At 41.4% G+C, this 20,622-nt stretch carries 14 protein-coding genes and 1 tRNA gene; 7 read left to right on the top strand and 8 right to left on the bottom strand.

Going from position 1 to position 20,622, the window contains the following annotated elements; genetic code table 11:
- Nucleotides 1–427 precede the first annotated feature (427 nt).
- Nucleotides 428–1,519, bottom strand: coding sequence for a redox-regulated ATPase YchF (gene ychF, locus H3V01_RS07195; RefSeq protein WP_084551757.1), 1,092 nt, complete (start codon nt 1,517–1,519; stop codon nt 428–430).
- 262 nt (nt 1,520–1,781) lie between these two features.
- On the opposite strand from ychF, the gene H3V01_RS07190 reads away from it, so the two are divergent.
- Nucleotides 1,782–1,858: transfer RNA gene (locus tag H3V01_RS07190), tRNA-Met, on the top strand.
- Between the two features lie 230 nt (nt 1,859–2,088).
- Here H3V01_RS07190 and cysE read toward each other — a convergent pair.
- From cysE to sppA, 4 genes are all read right to left on the bottom strand, one after another.
- Entirely contained in the window at nt 2,089–2,883 is a 795-nt protein-coding gene (gene cysE, locus H3V01_RS07185) for a serine O-acetyltransferase (RefSeq protein WP_025331328.1), read from the bottom strand.
- A gap of 29 nt (nt 2,884–2,912) precedes the next feature.
- On the bottom strand, nt 2,913–4,409 hold the full coding sequence (gene rng / locus H3V01_RS07180; protein ID WP_198186364.1) for a ribonuclease G: 1,497 nt from the start codon (nt 4,407–4,409) through the stop codon (nt 2,913–2,915).
- Nucleotides 4,410–4,626: 217 nt separating this feature from the next.
- Complete coding sequence (locus tag H3V01_RS07175; RefSeq protein ID WP_198186363.1) at nt 4,627–5,697, bottom strand: quinone-dependent dihydroorotate dehydrogenase; 1,071 nt, start codon at nt 5,695–5,697, stop codon at nt 4,627–4,629.
- 259 nt (nt 5,698–5,956) lie between these two features.
- Nucleotides 5,957–6,916, bottom strand: coding sequence for a signal peptide peptidase SppA (gene sppA / locus H3V01_RS07170; protein ID WP_174830607.1), 960 nt, complete (start codon nt 6,914–6,916; stop codon nt 5,957–5,959).
- Nucleotides 6,917–7,360: 444 nt separating this feature from the next.
- On the opposite strand from sppA, the gene H3V01_RS07165 reads away from it, so the two are divergent.
- On the top strand, nt 7,361–9,010 hold the full coding sequence (locus H3V01_RS07165) for a dihydroxyacetone kinase subunit DhaK (RefSeq protein WP_198186362.1): 1,650 nt from the start codon (nt 7,361–7,363) through the stop codon (nt 9,008–9,010).
- 169 nt (nt 9,011–9,179) lie between these two features.
- Complete coding sequence (gene galU, locus H3V01_RS07160) at nt 9,180–10,061, top strand: UTP--glucose-1-phosphate uridylyltransferase GalU (RefSeq protein WP_198186361.1); 882 nt, start codon at nt 9,180–9,182, stop codon at nt 10,059–10,061.
- A 32-nt stretch (nt 10,062–10,093) separates the two neighbouring features.
- On the opposite strand, the gene H3V01_RS07155 is transcribed toward galU, so the two are convergent.
- Nucleotides 10,094–11,089, bottom strand: coding sequence for an RluA family pseudouridine synthase (locus H3V01_RS07155; RefSeq protein WP_198186360.1), 996 nt, complete (start codon nt 11,087–11,089; stop codon nt 10,094–10,096).
- A gap of 565 nt (nt 11,090–11,654) precedes the next feature.
- Between H3V01_RS07155 and H3V01_RS07150 the strand changes: the two genes are divergently transcribed.
- From H3V01_RS07150 to H3V01_RS07140, 3 genes are all read left to right on the top strand, one after another.
- Nucleotides 11,655–14,417, top strand: a complete 2,763-nt coding sequence (locus H3V01_RS07150; protein WP_198186359.1) for an Rne/Rng family ribonuclease — start codon at nt 11,655–11,657, stop codon at nt 14,415–14,417.
- Between the two features lie 518 nt (nt 14,418–14,935).
- Nucleotides 14,936–16,033 carry a porin gene (locus H3V01_RS07145; protein WP_198186358.1) on the top strand — a complete coding sequence of 366 codons (1,098 nt, stop codon included), beginning with the start codon at nt 14,936–14,938 and terminating at the stop codon, nt 16,031–16,033.
- 876 nt (nt 16,034–16,909) lie between these two features.
- A complete protein-coding gene (locus H3V01_RS07140) occupies nt 16,910–18,058 on the top strand; it encodes a porin (RefSeq protein WP_198186357.1) in 1,149 nt (382 codons plus the stop codon).
- A 178-nt stretch (nt 18,059–18,236) separates the two neighbouring features.
- Here H3V01_RS07140 and H3V01_RS07135 read toward each other — a convergent pair whose 3' ends face one another.
- Together H3V01_RS07135 and pyrE are read right to left on the bottom strand one after the other, a co-directional pair.
- Nucleotides 18,237–18,800: a DedA family protein gene (locus H3V01_RS07135; RefSeq protein ID WP_198186356.1), complete on the bottom strand. Its 564-nt coding sequence runs from the start codon at nt 18,798–18,800 to the stop codon at nt 18,237–18,239.
- A gap of 98 nt (nt 18,801–18,898) precedes the next feature.
- Nucleotides 18,899–19,537 (bottom strand): orotate phosphoribosyltransferase, encoded by a 639-nt coding sequence (gene pyrE, locus H3V01_RS07130; RefSeq protein ID WP_100116478.1) that lies wholly within the window; start codon nt 19,535–19,537, stop codon nt 18,899–18,901.
- Nucleotides 19,538–19,613: 76 nt separating this feature from the next.
- On the opposite strand from pyrE, the gene H3V01_RS07125 reads away from it, so the two are divergent.
- Nucleotides 19,614–20,399 (top strand): exodeoxyribonuclease III, encoded by a 786-nt coding sequence (locus tag H3V01_RS07125; protein ID WP_198186355.1) that lies wholly within the window; start codon nt 19,614–19,616, stop codon nt 20,397–20,399.
- Nucleotides 20,400–20,622: the final 223 nt, after the last annotated feature.

Genomic DNA, 20,622 nt, shown 5'->3' with positions numbered 1-20,622 from the left:
GTTCTTTCAAATTAAATAAATTGGCTAAAATAAAGTTTGTCTGGCTCAGACTGCTCATAAAAACAAAATAGCAATATCATATTTTTGCTGGTTTTGGGTGGTTAGTCTGTTTTACCGCCTAATAATAATGATGCATTATTTTACACGATTTGTTTATTGCTGCATTTGTGGTTGTAATAAATTGATAATTCATTAGTTTGGTAATGGCCGGAAATACTTTATCAGTTTCTGTTTATCAATAGACACGGTAATATCCATAGGATAACCAATATCAAAGCTGATATTTATTGGTTGCCGGCAGATGGTTTAGATAACCGAACCGAGAGGATTCGATATGTCAGGCTAAAAAATAAATTTATTATTAACCGGAATGCATAAACCAGCTACATTCTGGATAAGAATATAGCTGGTTTAAAGAGATTAATGGTTATACGTTAAACAGGAAATGAATTACATCACCATCATTTACGATGTATTCCTTGCCTTCAGCACGCATTTTACCGGCCTCTTTAGCTTTGGCTTCACCTCCGCAGGCAATGAAATCTTCGTAAGCAATAACCTGAGCACGGATAAAACCACGTTCAAAATCGGTATGAATAACACCGGCAGCCTGAGGGGCTGTATCGCCTTTATGGATGGTCCATGCTCTGACTTCCTGAACACCGGCAGTAAAATAAGTTTGCAAACCGAGTAAGTCGTAGCCGGCGCGAATCAGGCGATTCAGCCCTGGTTCTTTTAAACCCATTTCTTGCAGAAATTCGGCTTTATCAGCCTCATCCAGATCGGCAATTTCGCTTTCCATTGCTGCACATAGTGCAACAACAGGTGCATTTTCCTGTGCCGCCAGTTGTTGTAGGCGTTCCAGATGCGGGTTGTTATCAAATCCGTCTTCAGCTACGTTGGCTACGTACATTGCCGGTTTTACAGTAAGCAGACATAAAGGTTTAATCAGTGTTAGCTCATCCTGATCGAGTCCCGCTGAACGTACGGGTTTACCTTCAAGCAAATGTTGTTGTAAGCGTTCCAGAATAGCCACCAGTTTTTGTGCTTCTTTATCACCGGATTTGGCTTTCTTGTTTTCGCGTATGATGGTTTTTTCTACACTGGCCAAATCTGCAAGTGCCAGCTCAGTACCAATGACTTCAATATCCGAAATCGGATCTACCTTTCCGGAAACATGCACAATGTTATCATCATCAAAGCAGCGCACAACGTTTACGATGGCATCAGTTTCACGGATATTAGCGAGAAACTGATTACCCAGACCTTCGCCTTTACTGGCTCCGGCTACCAGCCCGGCAATATCGACAAATTCAACGATAGCCGGCTGGGTTCGTTTGGGATTAACGATTTTAGCCAGTTCTTCCATGCGATCATCCGGCACTTCAACAATACCGACATTAGGCTCAATAGTACAGAAAGGATAATTGGCAGCTTCAATACCAGACTGGGTAAGGGCGTTAAACAGGGTAGATTTGCCTACATTGGGCAAACCCACAATGCCACATTTCAAACTCATGATATTCCTTGAAAACAGGCGATATTTAAAAATGGCTGAATTGTATCATAAAGCATGCAGATACCTGTGCCAAACCGGTAAAACACTGTGTTATTCTCCTTTAAATGCACATTTATCGCTCTTTAAACGCCAGATAAATACTATATGAATTGAAGTCATATAAAATGATTTATAAAAACAATAAAATAAAAATTTTTTCTTTTTGAGTGCTTGCATAATCAGAAAAATATCGTATAATTGCGTCTCTCTTGAAATGAGATACGGCGAATTAGCTCAGTCGGTTAGAGCAGAGGAATCATAATCCTTGTGTCCGGGGTTCGAATCCCTGATTCGCCACCAAATAAATCGCAAGCTCTGGTTGAGTTTGCTTTTTTTATTATCTATGTTATTTTATTCATATAGCATATAATTTGATTGCCCTGACTGTTTCCTGCGCAGATGTTTTCCGGATTTATTGGTAAACTGTAAAATACAGGCAGCTGCTTATTTTGCTGCCTGTGATCTTAAATACAGATTTATGTTGAATTTTCTGGTTAACATTAACTATTGTGTACTTCTGCTTATTCAAATTAAATTCTTTGATCCATTTCCTGAGCAGGACTTTCATGATTATCTGTTTTGCTGATAACGCGCGCAGGTACACCTACTACTGTTGAATATTCCGGAACATCATTAACTACGACACTGCCGGCACCTACTTTGGCGCAGGTATGTACACGAATATTGCCTAATACAGAGGCATTGGCTCCAATCATAACACCGTCACTGATTTTCGGATGCCTGTCACCGCTCTGTTTACCAGAGCCACCCAGAGTAACACCGTGTAACAGCGAAATATTATTGCCCAGTACCGCTGTTTCACCAATAACCACACCCGTACCATGGTCAATCATAATTCCATAGCCCATTGAAGCAGCTGGATGAATATCAACTCCTAATACTTCTGAAGCACGATTTTGTAAAAAATAGGCCAGAGTATGACGATTCTGTTGCCAGAGCCAGTGGTTAATGCGATGGGTCTGTATGGCGTGAAAACCTTTGTAATACAATAATGGTAAACTATAGGTTTCACAGGCAGGATCGCGTTCATAATAGGCAACAATATCTGCCAGAGCTGCATGAATAATAGAAGTATCCTGATGTAAGGCCTCCAGATAAATCTCGAATAACGCCCGCGCATCCATTACAGCACTGGACATTTTGGTAGACAGATGAAAGGCCAGCATACGAGCAAAATTTTTATGGCGTAATACACTCAAGTGCAGAAAGCTGGCCAGTATAGGTTCATTGCTGACTGCTATTTCGGTTTCATGACGAATGGTTTGCCACAGGTTTTCAGCCTGAGCAGCATCAGGTAAATTCATATGTTTAATTTCTCGTTTGCAGATTAAATTTATTGAATCACAATATCATATTGTTCCTGAGTGTAAGTGGTTTCTACTGCCAGAGCAATCGGCTTGTCAATAAAATCACTTAGCATTTTCAAAGAATCGGCTTCCTCATCCAGAAATAAATCTATGACGCTGGGAGAGGCCAGTATGCGCAATTGCTTAATATCAGGACGACGTGATTCGCACACTATTTCGCGCAAAATCTCATAGCACATAGTTTGTGCTGTTTTGATGCGACCACGCCCATGACAGACAGGGCAGGGTTCACACAATATCTGGGTCAGATTTTCCCGGGTACGTTTGCGTGTTAGCTCTACCAGACCTAAACTGGTAAAACCGTTAAGTGTAACGCGGGTACGGTCGTAGGCCAGCGCTTGTGCCAGCTCGGTCAGAATTTCCTGCTGGTGTGTTTCGTTGGTCATATCGATAAAATCAATAATGATAATCCCCCCCAGATTGCGTAAACGCAGTTCACGTGCAATCACATGGCAGGCTTCCAGATTGGTTTTAAAGATAGTTTCTTCAAAATTACGTGCACCGACAAAACCACCGGTATTTACATCAATAGTGGTCATAGCTTCTGTCGGCTCAATAATAATATAGCCGCCAAAATCCAGATTCACCCGTGGTTGCAGGGAACGGTTAATTTTGGCTTCGATATTGTATTTTTCAAATAACGGACAATCATCCTGAAATAATTGCAATTTATCCAGCGCACCCTGAGAATAATTCGTGGCAAATTCGTGCATGCGTTGATAATGGCTGGTTGAATCCACAATAATGTGATTGATATTGTCACTGTACATATCACGCAATACACGTAAACTCAGGGGTAAATCCTGATACAGTAATGTTTCAGGCGGGCAGGTTTTGGATAGTTGCTGAATATGCTGCCATCGCTTGGTCAGATAATTGATATCAGCCTGCAATTCTGCATCAGTCGCATTTTCGGCACTGGTACGGATAATATAGCCATGGGCAGCATCCTTTGGTAACAGATTTTCCAGCCGTTCACGTAACTGGTTGCGTTCCTCTTCGTCTTCAATACGCTGTGAGATGCCGATATGCTCATCCTGGGGCAGATATACGAGAAAACGCCCTGCCAGTGATATCTGCGTAGACAGACGTGCGCCTTTAGTATTAATCGGGTCTTTGATGACCTGTACAACAATTGATTGTCCTTCATGCAGCGTATGTTCAATACGCTGAATCTGTTCTGGTTGCTGACGCTGCTCGAGTACATCAACAATATGCAGAAAAGCGGCACGTTCCAGTCCGATATCAATAAAGGCGCTTTGCATACCGGGTAATACACGACGCACCACACCCAGATAAATATTGCCTACCAGACCATGGCCGCAATTACGTTCAATATGAATTTCACACAACGTATTTTCTTCCATTACGGCTACTCTGGTTTCTTGCGGAGTAATATTTACCAGTACCGTTTCAGCCGGCCGCTGAATATCCTTCGGCAGCGATATGTCGCTGTTATGCATGATGGAGCTTTCAATTTAATCAAATCACTTTGTGCAGTCTCCATCTGTACAGATAAAAACTGTACAAAGTAATCTGGTCTGTTTGTATAGTGCGATTGACATCATAGCGCAGGCAAGAGTTTCCTGCCAAACGCAGTTGCATACAGTTGTCTGGCAAAGTAGTCTGCAAATAAATATAAAACTTAAATTTGTAGTATTTACTGTAATAGCGGATACATTATTTTAACTGTGAGCAGCTCTTGATACATTCGGCAACTAACCGGGGACCTCGAAAAATCAGACCTGAATACAACTGGATGGCGGAGGCACCAAGACGGATTTTTTCTGTGGCATCCGCACCGGTTGTAATCCCCCCTACACCGATAAGTGGAATTTGCGAATTAATGTGTGCAGATAACTGATTCAGAACGTAATTGCTCTGTGTCTGTACGGGATGACCAGACAACCCGCCAGTTTCCTGAGTAAATTTATGCGTACCCAAAGGAGTTTTGTCTATAGTAGTATTGGTGGCAATAATTCCGTCTATTTGAGTATTCAATGCAACCTCTGCAATGGCTTCAATTTGCTCTTCATCCAGATCAGGAGCAATTTTGATGGCAATAGGCACATAGCGGCTTTGCTGAGTAGCCAGCTGGGCCTGACGGTTTTTGAGGTGGTTTAATAATCTGTCCAGCTCTCCGGCACTTTGCAGGCTGCGTAAATCACGTGTGTTGGGTGAAGAAATATTAACAGTGACATAACTGGCATGCGGGTAGGCTTTTTCCAGACAAATCAGATAATCATCCACTGCTTTTTCAATCGGTGTGGCAGCATTTTTGCCAATATTAATCCCCAATATGCCGCGATACCTGCTATTTGCAATATTATTGATTAAAGTATCAATACCATAATTGTTAAAGCCCATACGATTAATAATTGCCTGTTGCTTTGGTAATCTGAATAACCGCGGCTTAGGATTGCCTGCCTGAGGTAGAGGTGTCACAGTGCCTACTTCTATAAAACCAAATCCCAGCATAGCAAGTGCATCAATATATTCACCATTTTTATCCAGACCGGCAGCCAGTCCTACAGGATTGGGGAGCGTTAGTCCCATCAGAGTTGTAGTATTGTTAATATTGTTGTCAGGAAAAATACTATTGGTATTTTTCTGCATGATTGAGAAGCTTGGTTTGCATCCCAGTAAAAAACCACAATGATAACGATGTAACCATTGCAGCGATTTTAATGTCAGGTAATGGGCTTTTTCAGGATCCAGTCTGAATAGCAATGGTTTAATAATAGGATACATGATATTGATGATTGAAAAAGGAAGAAATATTATAACCAACAACACTATCAATTCGGGTGGAAAATAATCAAATTCGGTATGCGTAGGTGAATAAATTATTTAATTGCTGCCGATAAATATTTTATGTTTTATAACAATAACCTTTTCATCTGATGATATATAACAATATACCCGTTTATGGTTCTGTAATTTAGAGCAGAAAGCATAAACGGGCATAATAATCAGAATATCTGTTCATTATTGCGGTTATAGCCGGATATCACCATGGTTTGTCAGCCATACCCTGAAAATTCTGCTGTAATGTGCTGCCTATGCTTCGTCCGAAGCGTTTCCAGCTGGTTTCAGCAGTGTAATCTACCAGTTCCGGAGCTTCAATAACATCGCGGGCAACTGTGTAAATATTGCCAAAATCATCTACTAGTCCGACTGCTTTAGCTTCTTCACCGGTATAAGCACGACCGCTGAATATGTCCGGATTATCAGCAACTTTTAACCGGTCACCACGCCCCTGCTGCACCGCCTGAATGAATTGCTTATGAATACTGCTTAGCATTTGTTGCCAGATTTCCGCCTGTTCCGGGGTTTCCGGCACAAATGGATCGCCCATATCTTTATTGTTGCCGGCTATTTTTACCCGGCGTTTAATTCCAAGTTTGTCAATCAGACCTGTAAAGTCAAAACTGCTGCCAATAACACCGATACTGCCGACAAGGCTGGACGGATCTGCATAAATTTTATCTGCAGCACTGGCAATATAATAACAACCGGAGGCGCACATATCCTCAGTTACAACATATAAAGGTATCTTCGGATGTTTTGCTTTCAGATGTCGGATTTCTTCATAGGCAATACTGGAAATGACCGGTGAACCGCCCGGGCTGTTGGCACGAATGATAATGCCTTTAACATTTTTATTTTTATAGGCTGTTTTAAGGCTTTTACGTAATAATTCTGCCTGATTATTCTCGCTGCTGATCACACCACTCAGATCAATGACCGCTGTGTGTGGGCTATTGGGTATTGAACTTCCCATCGCTGCTGTAATGATAAAAATAATAATGCACAGCCAGAGTAATCGCCAGACCCAGCGCCAAATTCGATTGCGCCGTTGTTCGCGGTATACTTCAAGTAACAGCTTCTCCAGCATATTGCGTTCCCAGCTGCTATTTTTTTCAGGATTGCCATTTGTCGACCCTGATCCATTAATTTTGATTGTCATTTGCTTTATTCTCTGCTGTTAGTCTGTGTCAGTCTATTCTGTTTCTGTCAGCTCTGTTGATTGTGTAAAGTGGTTTATATCTGAAATTAAACCAGAATCTAATTATATCTGAATTAATATTTGTCTATGTTCTTATTGTTTAAGAATTCGGGTCAAGCTTTATCTGTATGAGTGTCTAAATTATAATAGCGCAGCTATTAACCGGAGCAAGTTAAATCAGACGATAGTTAGTAAGCTGAAACAATAGAATAAAGGAAGTTGTTGTACTACATCCGGTACTGTATTTTATAGATAAATTTAAACATTGTATCGAAACTGAAGCTGAGTCTGTTGGTACTGATACCTGTATATTCGAAGGATGAAATCGATTAATCCGTTTAATGTGCTTAGTCTGTATTCAGCATCATTCATGTTTGTCATTTTGTAATTAAAACTTGGAAAATCATGTCCAGATTCTTTTTTAACGACCGTAAACAACTGGTTAATGAAGCGATTGAGGGTTTAATTATTTCCGCACCTGAAGGTAACCTTGTCAGGCTGGATACGGACCCGGCAATTCGGGTAGTGATGCGTAATGACTGGGATAAAAGCAAAGTAGCAGTTATTTCCGGCGGTGGTTCCGGTCATGAGCCCGCACATGCCGGTTTTGTTGGCAAAGGTATGTTAACTGCAGCAGTGTGCGGAGATTTATTTGCTTCGCCCAGCGTCGATGCGGTATTTAGCGCAATTATGGCGGTAACGGGTGAACAAGGTTGTTTGTTGATCGTCAAAAATTATACCGGAGACCGGCTGAATTTCGGACTTGCGGCAGAAAAGGCTAAAAGTCATGGGATAAATGTGGAGATGATTATTGTTGCCGATGATATTTCACTGCCAGAAAACAGACAACCCCGCGGTATTGCCGGTACAGTACTGGTGCACAAGATAGCAGGTTATGCAGCAGAGGAAGGTAAATCTTTATGTCAGGTACGCGAGATAGCACAGCAAACCTGTGACAATCTGTATAGCTTAGGTGTAGCCATGCAGACCTGTAATTTACCAGACTATACGGAAGAAAGACGAATTAAAGCCGGACAGGTCGAACTTGGTCTGGGTATTCATGGCGAACCGGGTGCTTCAATAGAGGATACGCACAATAGCAAAATACTGATCGATACACTGGTTCAGACATTATCAAAATCAGCCGGAGCGGGCCGTTTTGCTGTTTTAATTAATAATCTGGGTGGTGTGTCTGCGTTAGAAATGGCCGTACTGACACGCGAGCTAGCGCATTCAGCTATTAGTAAACAGACAGATTTACTGATTGGTCCTGCGTCACTGGTAACCTCCTTGGATATGAAAGGTTTTTCACTTTCCTTGCTGAAGCTGAACGATTACTTTAATAAGGCACTTAATGCGCCCGTAGAAACACAGGGATGGCAGAAACCCATAGTTTTACAGCCACTAAAAACCGTAGTATGTGAAACTGAATATAAACAGTCAGTTTATATTCCATCCGAAAATACCCGGATAGCAGAATATATTACTGTCATAACTGATACTTTGATCCGGCTGGAAAATCAGCTTAATGCTCTGGATGCAAAAGTAGGAGATGGCGATACTGGAAGTACATTTGCTCATGCTGCTCATGCTATTGCCTCGCAGCTGGTACAAAAACACTTACCGCTAAATGATTTGCCTCAACTGTTGCTGTGCATTGGCGAGCGACTGTCTGTTGTTATGGGAGGTTCAAGCGGGGTATTAATGTCGATTTTTTTCACCGCAGCCGGTCAGAAATTACAGACAGGCGGTACGCTCGTAGATGCATTATTAAACGGGCTGGCACAAATGAAACATTATGGTGGTGCAGATATAGGTGACCGAACTCTGATTGACGCATTACAACCGGCGTTAGATGTATGGCAGAACCGGAATTTTTCTGCCGCCATACAGGCAGCCAGAGAGGGAGCAGAAAAAACTGCTGGGATGCATAAAGCCGGAGCAGGGCGTTCATCTTACGTTAATCAGCAAAATCTCGCCGGAGTGCCTGATCCGGGGGCAGTGGCAGTAGCTGAGGTGTTTACTGCACTGGGTAAGTTACAGATTAAGCTGTAAGATGAAAGTTAAAGTGTTTAGATATTACTCATAAATTAATTTTGATTCTGAATAATAAACGGGTAATATCTATGACATATTTTATGTTAAATTAAGCTAGTAATTTTTTGTTTTAAAATAATATTATTTTAAATAATATATTTATACTATTTTAATAGGATAGAATTAGATGAAAGCAGTAATTCCTGTAGCAGGATTAGGTACACGTATGTTACCAGCCACAAAAGCTATTCCAAAAGAAATGCTGACTGTGGCCGATAAGCCATTAATTCAATATATCGTTCAGGAATGTGCTGCTGCAGGAATTAATGAAATTGTTCTGGTTAACCATGCATTTAAAGCGGCAATTGAAAACCACTTTGATACAGCATTTGAGTTGGAAACACAGTTGCAGAACAAGGGTAAAATGACATTATTGGATGAAATCCGAAATGTATTACCTCGTGGAATGCAAATAATACAAGTCCGTCAAAGTGAAGCTAAAGGTTTGGGTCATGCAATGCTGTGTGCTCGTTCAGTTATTGGTGATGAACCATTTGCTGTTTTACTGCCAGATGTGCTGATAGATGAAAAAGCCTGTAATCTGGCTACAGATAATCTGGCTGCAATGCTAAAACAGTTCCAGACTACACAGCGCAGCCAGATTATGGTTGAACGTGTACCGATGAGTGAAGTTAATAAATACGGTATTGTTAATTGTAATGGTCAGCAGGCTGACTCCGGAAACAGCATCAGGATGAGTGCCATTGTCGAAAAACCTTCAACAGAACAGGCTCCGTCTGATCTGGCTGTGGTTGGCCGTTATGTACTTTCAGCCGGTATCTGGTCTAAGCTGGAAAAAACACTGCCCGGTGCAGGAGGCGAGATTCAGCTTACTGATGCCATCGCCGCCCTGATGCAGCAGGAAGCTGTGGATGCTTTTGTGATTCAGGGTTATTCACATGATTGCGGTAACAAACTTGGCTATATGAAAACTTTCATTGAATATAGCCTGCGTCATAATCAATGTGGTACCGCACTCAGACAATGGCTGCAGCAGCAAGCATTTTGATACAGGCAGATACAGACAGATATAAACATCGTTTACATTTTGCCGGATGTTTTGGGCAAATGATTCAGGAATAGTTGCAGATCATCTGGTAAAGGAGCGGTAAGCTGTAAAATATTGCCACTAACCGGATGAGTCAGCGTTAATTCAGCAGCATGTAAAAACATTCTTTTCAGCCCGGCTTTTTGCAGGCGCTTATTTATCTGATAATCACCATAACGCTCATCTCCGGCAATAGGGCATAACTGTGATTGCATATGGACACGTATCTGGTGGGTGCGGCCTGTTTTAAGTGTTGCTTCCATTAATGTTAATGCTCTGATGCCCATATGGTGTAATTGTTCGCCTGCATAACGTTGCAGTATCCGGAACTGTGTATGTGCCCGTTGTCCTTCCTGAGTATTACCGGCGATACGTACCATTTTTTCCCCTTGTGCACCGGTATATTTCAGCAGTGGAAGTTTAACTTGCCGTATATTTTCCGGCCAGTTGCCAATGGCCAGAGCTAGATACACTTTATGCGGATGATTCTGGCGGATTGATTCATGCAGTTTGACCAAAGCACTGCGTTTTTTGGCTATCATCAGCAAGCCGCTGGTATCTTTATCCAGCCGGTGAACCAGCTCCAGATAACGGGACTCAGGGCGGGCGCGGCGCAGCTGCTCAATGACGCCAAAACTGATACCACTGCCGCCATGTACAGCAATACCGGCTGGTTTGTTAATCACAAGTAATACATCATCTTCATACACAACCGTAAATTCCTGAGCCGGAATAGCCAGAGTTGTTGCAGATGCGTGTCTGGCTGCAATGCGAATAGGAGGTAAACGGATCTCATCATTGACCTGAATCCGGTCTGTTCCTTTACAGCGTTTTTTGTTCAGCCGGACTTCTCCGCTACGAATAATGCGCTGAATATGACTTTTCGGTACTCCTTTTAATTCCCGTATTAAATAATTATCCAGTCTCTGACCGGCACTTTCTGCACAGACAGATAAAAACTGCACTGAATCTTTGCTTAAAACCGTCATATTGCTTATAATCCGTAAGCTTTTATAAATAAATAAAAGTCATCAGTGGTCATGACCAAATATCGTGTTGGCAGACTGAACTGAACCAAAAATGGCCGCATTTTGCCCGAAGCTGAAAAAGTGCCTGAAAGCGCAATTTGGCTGTAAATAATGAAATGTTAACGTATTTACCGGAAAAACGCACTGTTGCAGGCGTATTTCCCCGTGTTGCTGACCAGCCGTCAGCAGCAAGGGTTAGTGATTAAGTTTGACTCCATCAGGTGGCAAGCCACGGCTTCAGACGTGATCAGGCAGGACAAAACCTGAAAACGCAGCCGCTAATGTGCCCGAGCACCTGACAGAATAACAGAAGAATGGCTACCCCAGTTAAGTGTCCAATCCATACTGATCGGATACCGGACACACCCTGTTTAGCAGGAATTATGATGCTGAATGGCGGATATGATCTTTACACCTTCTTTATGATGAAAGCCTGTTTAGTTTGCCGCGAATGACTTAATCGGGCAAGGCTATGGGTGTCAAATACTAATTACAACGCCTCGTCAGTGCACACAACGAGGTTTTCATGAAACGAATGTTATTCAATGCTACACAGGCGGAAGAGCTGCGTGTGGCTATTGTGGATGGGCAAAGTCTGCTTGACCTTGACATCGAAACGCTGGGGAAAGAACAGCGTAAAGGCAATATCTATAAAGGTGTCATCACCCGTATCGAACCTTCTCTGGAAGCATGTTTTGTAGACTATGGCACAGACCGTCATGGTTTCTTACCATTTAAAGAAATCTCACGCAGCTATTTTCAGAATTATGAAGGTGGGCGTGTCCGGATTCAGGATGTACTTTCAGAAGGTATAGAAGTCATTGTACAAGTGGAAAAAGATGAGCGCGGTAATAAAGGCGCAGCTCTGACCACTTTTATCAGTCTGGCCGGACGCTATCTGGTATTGATGCCGAACAATCCGCGTGGCGGCGGTGTTTCCCGTCGTATTGAAGGAGAAGACCGGCAGGAGCTCAAGCAGGCAATGAGTGAGCTTGATACACCGCGCGGAATGAGCCTGATTGCACGTACAGCCGGTATTGGACGCAGTACCGAAGAATTACAGTGGGATCTTAATTATCTGATTCAGTTGTGGCGGGCAATTGAGCAGGCGGCACAGCAGCATAGTGAGCCTTACCTGCTGTTTATGGAAAGTTCCTTACTTATTCGTGCCATTCGCGATTATTTCCAGCCGGATATCGGGGAAATTCTGATTGACTCTCAGGAAGTGTATGATCAAATTCGTGAGTTTATGTCTTATGTGATGCCAGCCTATATTAACCGGTTGCGGCATTATACCGACCATATTCCGCTGTTTTCCCGTTTTCAGATAGAGCAGCAGATTGAGTCTGCGTTTTCGCGTGAAGTTGCTTTGCCATCCGGTGGTGCTATAGTTATCGACCACACCGAAGCATTGGTATCCATAGATGTTAACTCTGCCAGAGCAACCCGTGGTGCGGATATTGAAGATACTGCTTTCAAAACCAATATGGAGGCTGCTGAAGAGGTTGCACGGCAGATGCGTTTGCGTGACCTGGGCGGACTGGTGGTTATTGACTTCATTGACATGGAGAACAGTAAAAATCAGCGTGATGTAGAAATTACCCTGCGTGAAGCGCTGAAAAAAGACCGTGCCCGGGTACAAATGGCTAAATTGTCTCGCTTTGGTTTAATGGAATTATCCAGACAACGCCTGAAACCATCATTGGGAGAAAGTAGTCATACCATTTGTCCGCGCTGTGCCGGCACTGGTTTTATCCGCAGTATTGAATCAACTGCATTACACATCCTGCGCATCATTCAGGAAGAGTCAATGAAAGATAACACCGCTGAAGTACGGGTACAGGTACCGGTAGATGTGGCTACTTTTCTGCTGAATGAAAAACGTGCTGAACTGTTTGGTCTGGAAGAACGCCTTGATGTATGTGTATTGCTGATTCCGAATATTCATCTGGAAAATCCGCATTACAGCGTGACCCGTGTACGTACTGATAATGTCGAAGAAAATACCGTTCCCAGCTACCATCAGGTACAGGAACCGGAAAATACAGGCGAACTGCCTTTTTCTATTGGTCAGAATAAACCGGTTAAGCCAGAGGCGGCTGTTAAAGGAATTCATCATACTCAACCTGCTCCGCTTATTGAGAAGACCGCTGCAGGTAAAACTGAATCAGCAGGTATGTGGAAAAAACTGACTGGCTGGCTGGGTAATCTGCTGGGTGGAAAAGCGGTTGAATCTGCTGCATCAGATCGTACGGTAGCAGAAAAAACTGTCAAAACCACGCATCAGAAAAAAAATCAGAAATCCCAGACACAAGAACGCCGTCAGGCACGTGCCGGCCGGCTGGCTAAAAATACTGATTCAGCCTCCAAAGGTAATAGTACCAATGACAATAAAGTATCAACTGATCCGGCAATAACTAACCGGTCAGCCAATGAGAATCGTAACCGGCGTGAAGAAAAGCGTGCTGACAGATATGCAACGGTACAGGCTGATACAGTAGCTGATTCAGTTCAGGAACAAAATACTTTTAAACAGGAGCAGAATACCTCGCGCAGACGTCGTCAGCGGACATCAGGCAAAAATGAAATGCCTGTGCAACAGGCTAATATAATTAATCCGGTAAATGAAGCTCAGGCCGGAGATCCTCTGATTATTACTCTGACAGATACCGGATCGAAAAGTGAACGGCATAAAGCACGGCATGATAAAAATAGTCGTCGACAGAATGGTAAGAAAAAACGCAATTACATTGTTTCTGCCAGAAAAATAAGTCGAAATATTGATATTGCCGCTATTACTGCACAAATACAGCTAACTACTGAGCATGTACTCAATCCTGAAAAAGATATTAATCGTATTAGTATTTATTCAGCGCAAACGAATACGTTGAGTGAAACTCATGATGTAATCGTGCAAAATGCAGTCGCACAGGCAAAGCTGGCTATTACACATGTGCTGGCGCAGTTAGAAACTGAGCGGCAATTATCTGTTGTTGATAAAGCAGATATTGCTGGTACTGAAACTATTATTCAGACTCAAGAGGCAATTACAACTGAGCCTGAAATAATGATTACCAGCACAGATGCAGATATCAGTTTGTGCCGTATTGCAGAACAAGGCGGGCTGATACTGGTTGAGACCAGTGCGGATAAGGCAGTTTTAACCGGTAATGATGCAGAGCCGGTTCCGGTGCAGCCTAAACTGCGGCGTAAAGATATTATGCTTAGCAAGGCAGATGCTGCTGCTGTGACACAGGCAGTCTTGGAGCAGGTTGAAACCAGAGCATAGACAGATGTGCGCGCTTTTGGTAGCTAAATGATTAGTATTTCGTTTGTATGAATACCATCAGCGCTTCTGAGAAAATATCATGCTGAATAAAGAATGATATTTATAAATTACTTATTAATTTGTACAATACTGTTAACCAATTAAGCAGTTATTGGAATGTATTTTGTACAGGTGACAATAAGTTACCTCTGATACAATAGCTGCTCAGACTGATTATTTAATTCAGTTACTGTGTTGAAAAAGTGCAACACTTTTAAAAACTGAAAATATTTTATTTTAATGGATTATTTTGTATATAATTCATTGAATATAATTGAAAATATTGTTATTTACCTATTATTTGCCGCAGTAGGATTGGTCAAAAGTGTTGTGTGTTTGCAAATGAATTTGTTTTTTTGCAACTAAAGCATTATATTGACAGCCATGAAATCGCTAATGCGGCGATTAATGCAAAACTTTAAAAGCTCTTCATTAGGTTTTTGAAGTTTGTTTTTTCGACATAGAAAAGGAATACAGCAATGAAAAAAACCCTGATTGCTTTGGCTTTGACCACTTTGCCGGTTGCCGCTATGGCTGAGGTTGTTTTGTATGGCCAAATGAAAGCAGGCTATGAAGTATCTTCTAAAAAACCAGGTCATGACAGTCGTGGTCCGTACCAGAATGGTATTGGTGACTACGGTTCACGTATCGGTTTCAAAGGTTCTGAAGATCTGGGTAACGGTCTGAAAGCTATCTGGCAGGTTGAATCTGCTATCCATCTGGGTAATAGCAATGACCAATCTGATGGCTGGGCTAATCGTGATTCTTTCTTAGGTTTGGAAACTAAATACGGTACTGTTCGCGCTGGTCGTATTAGCAATCAGATGAATGCTAATATGGACATCGTTGATGCATGGGAATACAACAATCAAGCATTGGGTCTGGGTAAATTCACCCGTACTGATGCACGTTATGTAGGTATCGCTTACGATTCTCCGGAATGGGCTGGCTTTAACTTCAACTTATTGTACTCTCCGCGTGATAATGTAAACGGTTATAATCGTAATGCTGAATACTTGGCCGGTGTCGGTACTGGTGAGAAATACAGCCTTGGTTTGAACTACCAAAACTCTGGCTGGTTTGCTAAATACGGTTTTGACTACCTGAAAAATTCTGCTGTTAAAACTGATGATGATGGCACAACAGATCTGAAAGATGGTCAGGTACACCGTGTTGAAGGTGGTTATGATGCCAATAATTGGTTTGTGGGTGTTGGATATCAGTACACTAAAAATACTACTTCATACTACAGAGGTTTAAGTGAAAAGGGTCTGGGTAGTATTGGTGACCATAATTTAACTGATGACAACCAGGGACAGGAAGCAGCTCTGACTGTTGGTTATCATTTTGGTAATATTTTCCCGAAAATTTCCTATGCTCATGGCTGGGATGTAAAAATTAACGGTGACAAAGAGAAAAATACCAAATACGATCAGGTTGTGTTAGGTGCTGATTATGACTTCTCTAAACGTACCACTGCTAACGTACAGGCAGGCTGGTTGCGTGAAGGTAACGGCGAAGGTCTTGGTAAAGACAAAACTACTGCTTTCGGTGTTGGCCTGAAACACACATTCTAATTAGTGTTTAATTCTTACTGATTAGTATTTGAGTCTAATCCCTGATTGTAGAACAATTTAGTTTGTTTTTCAGTCAGGGATTAGTTTTTTAATAATATAAATAAAATGCTATTCCAAATTATTTAACAGCTGGTTCTTCTACATTTCATTCTCGGTTTTCCTTTCAGAATTTCAATACGAATACATCGAAACCTAATGATTAATGTTATATTCGAATAAATCATTTTTAGGCAAATATGTATGGAAAAACTCTGATAAATTATTGATATAGAAAAACTAAATAGAAATTATTATTTTTATAAAAAATATAGATATTGATATTACTGAATTATTATATTGTGATGAATATATACTGGTATAAGTTATTATTTGAATTCAATAATTATTTGTAATTAAGTTCAGAAATCAATGAGAATTCAAAAATAAACCATATAAGAATATTGATATTTATCTTAACAGTACTGGTTTAACTGAATACAAGTAAAAAATGGTTTATCAGTATTGTGGTTCCGGTCAAGGATATTTATAAATTAATTCTCCGGTTGTTGTAAATGACTTTTCTATACAATTTTTTTCTGAAAAATAAAAAATGTATTTTTAATATTTATTAAAGTGAATTGTTGTTTTTTTTAGTCAATATTATTTTAGTATCTAAAAATATAATCAGCATTTAAATACATTTCTAATATTTATTTTACCTATTCTTTAATGAGGAAAATTACCTGAATCAATAATTAGAATCAGTGGTTTGCTTTTTTATTACCCGACCAGTATATTCCGCACACTCGTCGTAATGGCGATTGATGTAAAACTTCAAAAGCTCTTCATTTGGTTTTTGAAGTTTGTATTTTTGACGTTGAGACTAGGAATACAGTAATGAAAAAAAACCTGATTGCTTTGGCTTTGACCACTTTGCCGGTTGTTGCTATGGCAGATGTTGTTTTATACGGCCAAATGAAAGCAGGCTATGAAGTATCTTCTACTAAAACCAGTGGTGACAGCCGTGGTCCGTACCAGAATGGTATAGCTGATTATGGTTCACGCATCGGTTTCAAGGGTTCTGAAGATTTAGGTAATGGTCTGAAAGCTATCTGGCAGGTTGAGTCTGCTATCCATCTGGGTAATAGTAATGGTAAAGCTGATGGCTGGGCTAATCGTGATTCTTTCATTGGTTTTCAGTCTGAATTCGGTACTGTTCGTGCCGGTCGCATTAGTAATCAGATGAAGGCCAATATGGATACAGTTGATCCATGGGAATACAACAATGAAGTGCTGGGTTTAGGTAAATTTACCCGTACCGGTCAGCGTTATGTAGGTATTGCTTACGATTCTCCGGAATGGGCTGGTTTCAAATTTAATGCATTATACTCTCCGCGTGATAATGTAAATGGCGGTGATCGGAACAGTGAGTATGATTATGGTATGGGTGCCGGCGATAAATACAGTATCGGTCTGAATTATCGCAATGCCGGATATTTTGCAAAATATGGCTTCGATTATCTGAAAAATTCAGCAGCTATAATTACTGAATCCGGTAACACTAAATTAAAAGACGGTCAGGTACATCGCGTTGAAGGCGGCTATGATGCTAATAATCTGTTTGTAGGTGTAGGTTACCAATATACCAAAAATACCAGCTCTTATTTCAATGGTTTAAAAGGTGCTTCTATTCCTGTAGGCGTAAATGAGCAGGGTAACTTAATCAGCATGAATGTTGGTGATCATAATGTAACCTGGGATAATCAGGGACAGGAAGCAGCTCTGACTATTGGTTACCACTTTGGTAATATTTTTCCGAAATTCACTTATGCCCATGGCTGGGACATTAAGTTGGATGGCGATAAAATGAAAAATACCAAATACGATCAGATCGTATTAGGTGCTGATTATGATTTCTCTAAACATACTACTGCTAATGTACAGGCTGGCTGGTTGCGTGAGGGTAATGGCTACAATGAACTGAACGAAAGCAGAGGTAAAAATAAAACTACTGCATTTGGTGTTGGTCTGAAACATACTTTCTAATCAGGCTTTGTTAGCTGATTTTAGAATAAACTCCGCAGCAGCGGGGTTTATTTTTTATATCCGGTAAATCTAACCAGTTAATTATTGAAATAAAATACATCTGTACTTTGTATCTGCAATCAGATTTGCATAATTATTTAATTAATAATTTTACTTAAAAACCGTTTTTGTTTCTGTTTTATTTATTACGATGTCGTTTGATATACCAGTATATCAGCAAAGCAAATACAGCTACTATCAGAATAACAGCAAAGAGCAGTTTCGTGTATTGTTGAAACTCTGCAAACAGCCATTGAGCAGATTGTCCGAACAGATAACCAAAACTAACGATAATGGTTGCCCAGAGTAAAGCACCCAATGCATTAAGTACCAAAAAACGATGGAATGTTACTTTACTCATACCGATGGCAATTGGACCGGCAATACGCAAACCATACATGAAGCGTACCCCGATAATAATGACAGAGCTGTGCTTACACAGCAAACGATCGGTTTTGGCTACCATCGGATCCAGTTTAGGGAAATGCTGCAATAGGTGTTTACCGTAATAACGGCCGAGCAAAAAGCATATCTGGTCACCCAGCATCCCGCCGCCTGCCGCACACAGAACTGAAGGCAAAAATAACAAATAGCCTTTGTGTACGAAAAAGCCGGCTAGCGTCAGTATGGTTTCACCTTCAAGAATGCTGCCGATAAATATGGCCAGATAGCCATAGTGATTCAGTAATTGCTCAACATTCATCTATTCATCTATTTAATAGGGTTAGAAAGAAATCATTTGTTAAACATAAGGTTGTTTGAACTGTTCTGGCAATCTGTTTTGCCAGAACCAGACAAAATTTACACGCCATATTGACGGCGGTAATCTGCTACCGGCTGGCGATAATCAGCCAGTGTTGAGTCATTTTCTAATAACAGTAGTAAATCTTCCAATGTGGCAATGGCCGTTACCGGTATTTGATACTGTTGTTCGACTTCCTGAACGGCGGATTGATTTCCCTGACCTTTTTCCATGCGGTCAAGTGCAATGGCTACACCTGCGGTAACCGCGCCTTCACGCTGAATGATGGCAACCGATTCACGTACGGAAGTACCGGCTGAAATAACATCATCTATAATCAGTACACGACCTTTAAGCGGTGCACCAACCAGTACGCCACCTTCGCCATGGTCTTTTGCTTCTTTACGGTTATAGGCATATGGTACATTACGCCCTTCTTCCGCCAGCATCATGGCTGTTGCTGCGGCCAGAATAATGCCTTTATAGGCCGGTCCGAACAGCATATCAAATTCAATACCGCTGGCAAGAATCGAGCGTGCATAAAAACGTGCCAGTTGCAGAATACTATAGCCATCGTTAAACAGTCCGGCATTGAAAAAATAAGGTGATTGTCTGCCGGCTTTGGTTGTGAATTGTCCAAATTTTAAAACATGCTGTTGCAGAGCGAAGTGCAGAAAATCCTGACGGAAATCAGACATAATGATCCTTAATGGTAAAATGGCAGATTAAAAATTTTAAGATGTAAATTTTATCATTAATCGAAAGGACATGCGGATGCGCATTATTTCAGCCAATGTAAACGGAATACGTTCAGCTACCAGTAAGGGTTTTATTGATTATCTGGCGCAAGCACAGGCTGATATTGTGTGTGTTCAGGAATTAAAAGCCCAGGAAGCGGATATGACTGAGCAGATGAAGCATCCGCTAGGTATGTATGGTGCGTGGCACACCGCAGTGAAACGCGGCTATAGTGGTGTGGCAATTTACAGTAAACAGCAGCCTGATGATGTACAAATCGGCTTAGGATGGGAAGATTTTGATCATGAAGGCCGCTATGTACGTGCTGATTTTGGCAAGCTCAGTGTTATCTCTGTGTATTTGCCGTCCGGAAGCAGTTCGGAAGAGCGGCAGCAGGCTAAATTCTGTTTTCTGGATAAATTTTTACCGGTTCTGCGTGAATTGCAGGCCTTACAGCGCGATATCGTAATCTGTGGCGACTGGAATATAGCGCACCAGAATATTGATTTAAAAAACTGGCGCGGCAATCTGAAAAATTCCGGTTTTTTGCCGGAAGAGCGTGAATGGCTGAGTCAGATTATCAATGAGCTTGGCTGGGTAGATATTTGGCGTACACTGTATCCTGAGATTCCCGGTTATACCTGGTGGAGCAATCGCGGGCAGGCTTATGCCAAAGATGTAGGCTGGCGTATTGATTATCAGATGACTACACCTGCACTGGCTGCCTGTGCACAAACTGCTACGATCTATAAAGAAGAAAAATTTTCTGATCATGCGCCTTTGATTGTTGATTATGACTATCAAATAAAGTGCACGAAGTAATGCAATTGGTTTTCGGCAGTCATATAACAATCTGATCAGCGGGTAGGGCAGCATGCTTTATCCGTTTATGATAAATTCTATTTCCCATTGCTACATTAATTGCATTCGCGTAAAGTGTTCAGTAAACGCCTGTATATTGATTGTCTGATGGCAGACTGATATTTGCCGTGGTAATAAATATGGGAATATCAGGAACCGGTATTCATGGAACTGAGTTAATGTG

This window comes from Snodgrassella sp. M0351, from assembly GCF_016100575.1.
In the GTDB taxonomy this organism is placed as follows: Bacteria; Pseudomonadota; Gammaproteobacteria; order Burkholderiales; family Neisseriaceae; genus Snodgrassella; species Snodgrassella alvi.
The sequence above is the reverse complement of the archived record's forward strand: the minus strand, read 5'-3'. Positions and strand labels throughout refer to the sequence as shown.

Coding starts and splice junctions, on each gene's coding strand:
- cysE (WP_025331328.1), bottom strand. CDS start 2,883: ATGAATTTACCTGATGCTGCTCAGGCTGAAAACCTGTGGCAAACCATT.
- rng (WP_198186364.1), bottom strand. CDS start 4,409: ATGCATAACAGCGACATATCGCTGCCGAAGGATATTCAGCGGCCGGCT.
- H3V01_RS07150 (WP_198186359.1), top strand. CDS start 11,655: ATGAAACGAATGTTATTCAATGCTACACAGGCGGAAGAGCTGCGTGTG.
- H3V01_RS07145 (WP_198186358.1), top strand. CDS start 14,936: ATGAAAAAAACCCTGATTGCTTTGGCTTTGACCACTTTGCCGGTTGCC.
- galU (WP_198186361.1), top strand. CDS start 9,180: ATGAAAGCAGTAATTCCTGTAGCAGGATTAGGTACACGTATGTTACCA.
- sppA (WP_174830607.1), bottom strand. CDS start 6,916: ATGACAATCAAAATTAATGGATCAGGGTCGACAAATGGCAATCCTGAA.
- H3V01_RS07155 (WP_198186360.1), bottom strand. CDS start 11,089: ATGACGGTTTTAAGCAAAGATTCAGTGCAGTTTTTATCTGTCTGTGCA.
- H3V01_RS07135 (WP_198186356.1), bottom strand. CDS start 18,800: ATGAATGTTGAGCAATTACTGAATCACTATGGCTATCTGGCCATATTT.
- H3V01_RS07125 (WP_198186355.1), top strand. CDS start 19,614: ATGCGCATTATTTCAGCCAATGTAAACGGAATACGTTCAGCTACCAGT.
- H3V01_RS07140 (WP_198186357.1), top strand. CDS start 16,910: ATGAAAAAAAACCTGATTGCTTTGGCTTTGACCACTTTGCCGGTTGTT.
- pyrE (WP_100116478.1), bottom strand. CDS start 19,537: ATGTCTGATTTCCGTCAGGATTTTCTGCACTTCGCTCTGCAACAGCAT.
- ychF (WP_084551757.1), bottom strand. CDS start 1,519: ATGAGTTTGAAATGTGGCATTGTGGGTTTGCCCAATGTAGGCAAATCT.
- H3V01_RS07165 (WP_198186362.1), top strand. CDS start 7,361: ATGTCCAGATTCTTTTTTAACGACCGTAAACAACTGGTTAATGAAGCG.
- H3V01_RS07175 (WP_198186363.1), bottom strand. CDS start 5,697: ATGTATCCTATTATTAAACCATTGCTATTCAGACTGGATCCTGAAAAA.